The 5423-nt window shown below is 61.5% G+C and carries 8 protein-coding genes and 1 tRNA gene; 2 read left to right on the forward strand and 7 right to left on the reverse strand.

Annotation, left to right across the window (positions count from 1 at the left end):
* From GFJ39_RS14565 to GFJ39_RS13455, 7 genes are all read right to left on the reverse strand, one after another.
* Positions 1 to 312: DUF6538 domain-containing protein (locus GFJ39_RS14565; RefSeq protein ID WP_407645908.1), on the reverse strand; the 312-nt coding region annotated here is incomplete at its 3' end.
* 91 nt (positions 313 to 403) lie between these two features.
* Positions 404 to 489, reverse strand: a tRNA-Leu gene (locus GFJ39_RS13430).
* Positions 490 to 496: 7 nt separating this feature from the next.
* A complete protein-coding gene (locus tag GFJ39_RS13435) occupies positions 497 to 1180 on the reverse strand; it encodes a M48 family metallopeptidase (protein WP_153431911.1) in 684 nt (227 codons plus the stop codon).
* Between the two features lie 4 nt (positions 1181 to 1184).
* Positions 1185 to 1676 carry a YcgN family cysteine cluster protein gene (locus GFJ39_RS13440; RefSeq protein WP_153431913.1) on the reverse strand — a complete coding sequence of 164 codons (492 nt, stop codon included), beginning with the start codon at positions 1674 to 1676 and terminating at the stop codon, positions 1185 to 1187.
* Positions 1673 to 2080 carry a hypothetical protein gene (locus GFJ39_RS13445; protein ID WP_153431915.1) on the reverse strand — a complete coding sequence of 136 codons (408 nt, stop codon included), beginning with the start codon at positions 2078 to 2080 and terminating at the stop codon, positions 1673 to 1675. The genes GFJ39_RS13440 and GFJ39_RS13445 overlap by 4 nt, the downstream gene beginning before the upstream one ends.
* Positions 2077 to 3159, reverse strand: a complete 1083-nt coding sequence (locus GFJ39_RS13450; protein WP_228391969.1) for an extracellular solute-binding protein — start codon at positions 3157 to 3159, stop codon at positions 2077 to 2079. Before GFJ39_RS13450 ends, GFJ39_RS13445 begins: the two co-directional genes overlap by 4 nt.
* Before the next feature lie 154 nt (positions 3160 to 3313).
* A complete protein-coding gene (locus tag GFJ39_RS13455; protein ID WP_153431919.1) occupies positions 3314 to 4474 on the reverse strand; it encodes an ABC transporter ATP-binding protein in 1161 nt (386 codons plus the stop codon).
* 86 nt (positions 4475 to 4560) lie between these two features.
* On the opposite strand from GFJ39_RS13455, the gene GFJ39_RS13460 reads away from it, so the two are divergent.
* Together GFJ39_RS13460 and GFJ39_RS13465 are read left to right on the forward strand one after the other, a co-directional pair.
* Positions 4561 to 4839: a hypothetical protein gene (locus GFJ39_RS13460; protein ID WP_153431921.1), complete on the forward strand. Its 279-nt coding sequence runs from the start codon at positions 4561 to 4563 to the stop codon at positions 4837 to 4839.
* 77 nt (positions 4840 to 4916) lie between these two features.
* Positions 4917 to 5351 (forward strand): hypothetical protein, encoded by a 435-nt coding sequence (locus tag GFJ39_RS13465; protein WP_041111783.1) that lies wholly within the window; start codon positions 4917 to 4919, stop codon positions 5349 to 5351.
* Positions 5352 to 5423 lie beyond the last annotated feature (72 nt).

Consider the following 5423-nt stretch of genomic DNA (forward strand, 5'->3'; position numbering starts at 1 on the left):
TTCGACCTTATGTTTGGTCTCTTCTTCTTGCAGCCGAACGTCGTGATAATTTTCCCAGTCTTTCACAAACTGCTCGTAAAAGCGGATGATATCGGCGGCTGTCAGGGCTTTTCGTGCTGGCTCTGTCGTCATGCGCCGAATCTCCTCAAAGCACTGGCCCGTTTTGGCGTAGAGCAGAGCTGCTTTTTGCCGTGCTGCCAACTTACTGGACGTTTTTAGGGGATGCGAGACCTCACCTCTACCTAACCAAGCCCGGAGGTCTCGCGGGACAGAACGCCTGAAATAATATTGCGACCCGACGATTCGCAGCATGCCGTCAGTTTCCCCATTCTGGGAAAGACTGTGGGACAAACGCCCATTTTAACGTCGAGGTACGTTTTTCTCTGTATTTTCAATAGGTTAGTGGTGCGAGCTGCGGGACTCGAACCCGCACGCCCTTGCGGACTCGAGATTTTAAGTCTCGTGCGTCTACCATTCCGCCAAGCTCGCACAGCCCTCATGCTGCGCGCAGAAGAGCGGTACCGTTTTCTCTCAACCAGCGTTCCGCCGCAAGACGTCCTGTACGGCCGTGCGGAATAAAACGATCAACCAGGGACCAGAAATCGGGGCCGTGATTGAAGTGTTTCAGATGCGCCAGTTCGTGGATGACCACATAATCCCGGATCTCCGGGGGAGCCATCAGCAGGCGCCAGCTGAGCATGATGCGTCCTTGGCGCGTGCAGCTTCCCCATCGGGTCCGGACATCGCGCAGGTCGAGGCGGGCAGGGTGCAGGTTCATTTTCGCTGAATGGGTCTGGAGCGTCTGTGTCAGGCGTTCCTTTGCCATGGCCTGAAGAAAATCGTGGACACGTCGTTCCGTATGCGAGGCTTCTCCGCTGACATGAAGTCCTTCCGCATCCAGCCAGCAGCCGCGCCGGGCCGTGGGTTCATGCAGGATGGGGATGTTTCTCCCTTCGATCATGACCTCTGAGCCGTCAGCGAGCGCCTGCTTTTCCGGCAAAGCGGCTAGAGCATTGGTGATCCACTCCGTCTGCTGGTGGACGAATGCCAGCGCCCTGTCCCGGCTGATGCGCTCGGGAACCGTGATGATGACTTCGCCCCGGACGGGTTCGATCCGCAGCGTAATGCGCCTGGCCCGTGTCGAACGTTTCCAGATGAGCGGAACGGTCGGGGGGAGCATGGTCTCAGCCCTTGTGCTTCAGCGCATGACAGAGCGGGGAGCGGTCCGGCCATTCCCCGGGCCAGTCTTCCAGATGGTCTTCCAGTGGTCCGGCGCGGCGCTCGCTGATGCAGCGGTCCTGGACCGAGGCGCCGGAACTGTGCACGCCCTTTTCATTGCCTGTCCGCAGAGGGTGCCAGTCCGGAAGATCAAATCCGTCGCGAAGCAGACGATAGGAACAGCTTGGGGGCAGCCAGTCGATTTCGGCTAGAAGTTCCGGCGTGAGGGTCACGCAGTCCGGGACTTTGCGGTGGCGGTCGGCGTAGTCGGTGCAGCGGCAGGTATGCGTGTTCAGAAGGCGGCAGGCGACGTTCGTGTAAATTACGTCTTCAGTATCTTCGTCACGCAGCTTGTTGAGACAGCAGCGACCGCAGCCATCACACAGCGACTCCCACTGTTCGGAAGACATCTGGTCCAGAGAGACGGTTTGCCAGAAAGGCGCGGTGGGAGAAGTCATGGGTGGTCCAGCAGGGCGCAGGCGACGCAGAAAACGACCGCGAGCAGAATGGAAAGAAAAGCGGATGGCAGAAGGAGCGGAAACCAGATCAGGCGCAGACGTGTCGGCAGGTCGGCGCCCAGTCCGATGGCGGCGCGTGTTGTACCTGGCGGCAGGGTCAGCAGGGTCGCCCCGGTTGGAAAAACGACCGCCGGCGCAATGAGCATGCCTTCCAGCCAGCCCAGACCGGAGTGAATGCTGGCCAGCGCAAGGGCCAGTCCGGGGCCGGGCAGGAGCAGCAGCAATCCAAGACGCCGCACGACGGGAGGGGGCAGGGCACGCATGAGCAGCGCAATTACGGCGCAGGCCCCGAGAAGGCCTGTCAGGATGGCGGGCAGGTTGAGCCGTAATGCGAGCGACATCATGGTGTTGGCGGGGCGAAACGTGCTTCGAACTGCTGTTCGAGTGCTTCGCCATGCTGGGACCAGAACGTGTCGCTGACAGTCAGGAACGTGGGGGTGTTTCCTAGAGGAACCGGTCCGGGCATGTCTTCCAGATGTGGAGCATGCATTCTGAGCTGGGCGAGTGTCCGGCGTGCATTATCCGCGGAAACATTGGCGGGAATGGCCCAGAAGAGCGGCGTCCGCAGCACGTTCTGGGTGCCGGCAACGAAGAGCGAGCTTGCAGCCCCGCCCTGAACCCGGGAACTGACACTGGTCACTTCCGTGCTCGGCGCGCTCAGCATGAGGGCGCTGCTCTGTTCCATGATGCGTGCGGCATCGGCAGCCGTCGTCCACCACACGATATAGGGGCGAAGCAGGTCCAGCTTGCGAAAGGCGCGATCCACACCAGCCTGTGTCGAAAGGGTAGGGTAGATGTCCTGCGGTGCGACACCGTCAGCCAGCAGGGCAATTTCCAGCGTGGTTCTGGCGCCGAAATGCAGGCCCCGCCGCCCCGGATGCCGCGCCACGTCCCAGAAATCCTGCCAGCCCGGGGCTTTTGCCAGCCGTGAGCGGTCCCAGGTCAGGGCAAGATCGCTGACACCCCCGGGAATGCCGCAGGTGGGGCTGTCATCCAGTGTATGGACCCATCCGCCCGCGCAGGCTTGCGCCAGCTGCGTTCCCGTGACGAGAACGGCCATCCATGCGGGTTTCGCGGCATGGGAGCCGGTCTGGAGCGTTGTCGTCTGGCCGTCCCATTCCACCAGACGCAGGGTATTGTCACTGGAGGTGAGGGCGTGCGCTGCGATCGTGCCTTCCGGAACGCCGAAGCCGGGTTCAGGGGCAACGGGCGCAACCGCGTGATGACGGACAGTTCTGCGACGGTGCCGGGTGCGTTCATGCCCATGTGCGGAGGCGGAGCCTGGCATGAAAACGGAGGTGATGCCGTGTCCGACAGACGTGAAAAACGATCCGATGCCGGTGGTATCATGTGACGAACGCGCGGATGCAGCCTGAGCCACAGGCGCTAGGGACGACAGAAGCAGCAGGGCGCAGAGACACAACTGGCGGGGGCCACTCCTGCGGGGGACCCGACCGGATGTCCGGAAGACATGTCGCAAGGGGAAGGCGGACCGGGTCAGAACGGAAAGATCCTTGGAAGACTGGGTTTACTGGAAAGGGAACGGTTTACGGGCGTCCGGACAGGACGGGCGCACTTTAATACATCCCGGCGCCAGGCGGAAAGGCTGTCGCATGGGCGGCGGGCCAGGCAAGCTGGACAGCGGTTCCCGGTGCAGGGATCTTCTGGGCCTGAAGCGGTGGGCGGCGCAGTTCGATCTCTGTTCCTTCGGCGCAGCGGACCCGCATGCGGATATGATCTCCGAGATGGGTGCTATCCGTCAAAACACCGCAGACGGGCGTCTCCCCCTCTTCGTCCATGCCTAGGCCCTGGGCTCCGAAAAAGGGTGAAATCCGGTCGGGGCGGACACAGACAAGACATTCCTGTCCTTCAGCCAGATTTTCGGCGGCCATCGCGTCCACGATGCCGCCACAGGCCAGATGAACGCGGGCCACGTCGTCGCCAATATCCAGAACCTGACCCGGCAGGGTGTTGGTCTCGCCAAAGAGGGTGGCGACCTCAACGCAGTCCGGACGGTCATAAAGACGGGCGGCGTCCGCACATTGCAGGAGCTGGTTGTCATGAAAGACGGCGATCTCGCCACCCGAACGCAGGGCATCCTCGCGGCGCGAGACGCTCTGGATCACGCTCAGATTCAGGGCGCGGGAGAGGGTGCCCAGCAGGATCGGGATGCGGCGTGCAGCATGGGGATCGAGTGTATGAAGCGGATCATCCAGCAGCAGCACGTCGGGAGACGTGACAAGGGCGCGGGCCAGCCTGACACGCAGGGACTGTTCCGGGCTCAAATCCGCGGGGCGCAGGGCCGCGCTGCCGTCCAGTCCTAGAAGGGAGATCACCTGTCCGGCCGCCGCACGGGCTTCGGTTCTGCCTTGCCGGCTTGCGCGCAGACTGAAGGCGATGTTGTCCCGAAGATCCAGATGCGGGAAAAGTGGGTCTCGCGGGCTGACGATGCGCACCCGGCGCTCCGCGGGCGGCCGGGACGTCACATTCTTGCCGCTGACCGTGATGGTACCGCCCAGAGAGGGCAGGAATCCGGCCAGAACGTCCAGCAGGCGCGACAGGGCCGCGGACTGGTTTCCGAACAGGGTCAGGGTCGCGCCGGGTGGAAGCGACAGATCGACGGGAGGCGCATCGATGGCCGCACGCAGACCAGCCACCTCCAGCACGGGCTTCGGGCGGGAGGTGCGGGTGCTCCTCTGCGTGGGAGCCATGCGGGAAACGCCGGACAGGCCAGACATGCAACCTCTGGGAGAATGGATCGTTATAGGCGAAACAAAATCAGGCCAGAGCAGATCTGACCGGATATTCAAGAAGGGGTTTGAACATGAGCCGTAAAAGCGTCAAGGATAACATTGAAGTGGCAACCGAGACCACACAGGCTCAGATCGACAGTCTGCGGAACCAGCTTCAGGAACTGCTGGACACCCGCATCAACCCTGCTCTGCTCGATGCGGCCTCTCGCACGGACCATGCCGTTGCAAATGCCCGCAAAATCACGGATCATGAAATTGAAAATGTTTCGACGCGTGTGCGGGCGCGTCCGATTGCAGCCGTTCTGATTTCGGCCGTGGTCGGTTTCTTCGCCGGCCGTTTCTCCAAGTAACAGCCCGGGTCTTTCCAGGCGGGGGACGGACGGCATCTCGTCCGGTCCCGTCCTGAAGAAGAGGCAAGCAACTTTCCATGAAGCCCATCGAACTCGGACAGGATGTCCTTTCAGCCCAGGGGCAGATCCTTTCCCGCTCTGCAATGCGAATCGGCCGCAGAGTGGCCTATGGCATCGTTGCGGCAGTCTTTCTGTTCTTTACAGCGATATCATTTCACGGGTTCCTGTGGGCATTCTTCATTGATGTCGCAGGGCTGAGTTATGTGAAGTCCGCGCTCTGCGTGATCGGCGTGGATCTTCTGTTCGTCGTGATCTTCGGACTTCTGGCCGCCCGCTCCATCCCGGATCCGGTGGAGATCGAGGCCCGTATCCGCCGTGACCGCAAGTTCATCGAGTTCAAGCAGTCTCTGGCCATGGCGGCGCTGACTGGTCTGGTCTTCGGACCGGCCGGCCGTTTCACCATCGCCCGTCTGTTCGCCATTGTGCGGAATTTGTTCGGTCTCAGAAAATAAGACATTTTGTGGCTGATATTGATCAAAGCCATATAGTCAGTCTCCGCGTAATGGCGTAAGGACTTCGCCAGT

This window comes from Gluconobacter aidae, assembly GCF_009547075.1.
GTDB lineage: Bacteria > Pseudomonadota > Alphaproteobacteria > Acetobacterales > Acetobacteraceae > Gluconobacter > Gluconobacter aidae.

What these genes read in the sequence shown, in the direction of transcription:
- GFJ39_RS13435 (WP_153431911.1), bottom strand. Translation starts at nt 1,180, where the DNA reads ATGCTCCCCCCGACCGTTCCGCTCATCTGGAAACGTTCGACACGGGCC.
- GFJ39_RS13440 (WP_153431913.1), bottom strand. Translation starts at nt 1,676, where the DNA reads ATGACTTCTCCCACCGCGCCTTTCTGGCAAACCGTCTCTCTGGACCAG.
- GFJ39_RS13445 (WP_153431915.1), bottom strand. Translation starts at nt 2,080, where the DNA reads ATGATGTCGCTCGCATTACGGCTCAACCTGCCCGCCATCCTGACAGGC.
- GFJ39_RS13455 (WP_153431919.1), bottom strand. Translation starts at nt 4,474, where the DNA reads ATGTCTGGCCTGTCCGGCGTTTCCCGCATGGCTCCCACGCAGAGGAGC.
- GFJ39_RS13460 (WP_153431921.1), top strand. Translation starts at nt 4,561, where the DNA reads ATGAGCCGTAAAAGCGTCAAGGATAACATTGAAGTGGCAACCGAGACC.
- GFJ39_RS13465 (WP_041111783.1), top strand. Translation starts at nt 4,917, where the DNA reads ATGAAGCCCATCGAACTCGGACAGGATGTCCTTTCAGCCCAGGGGCAG.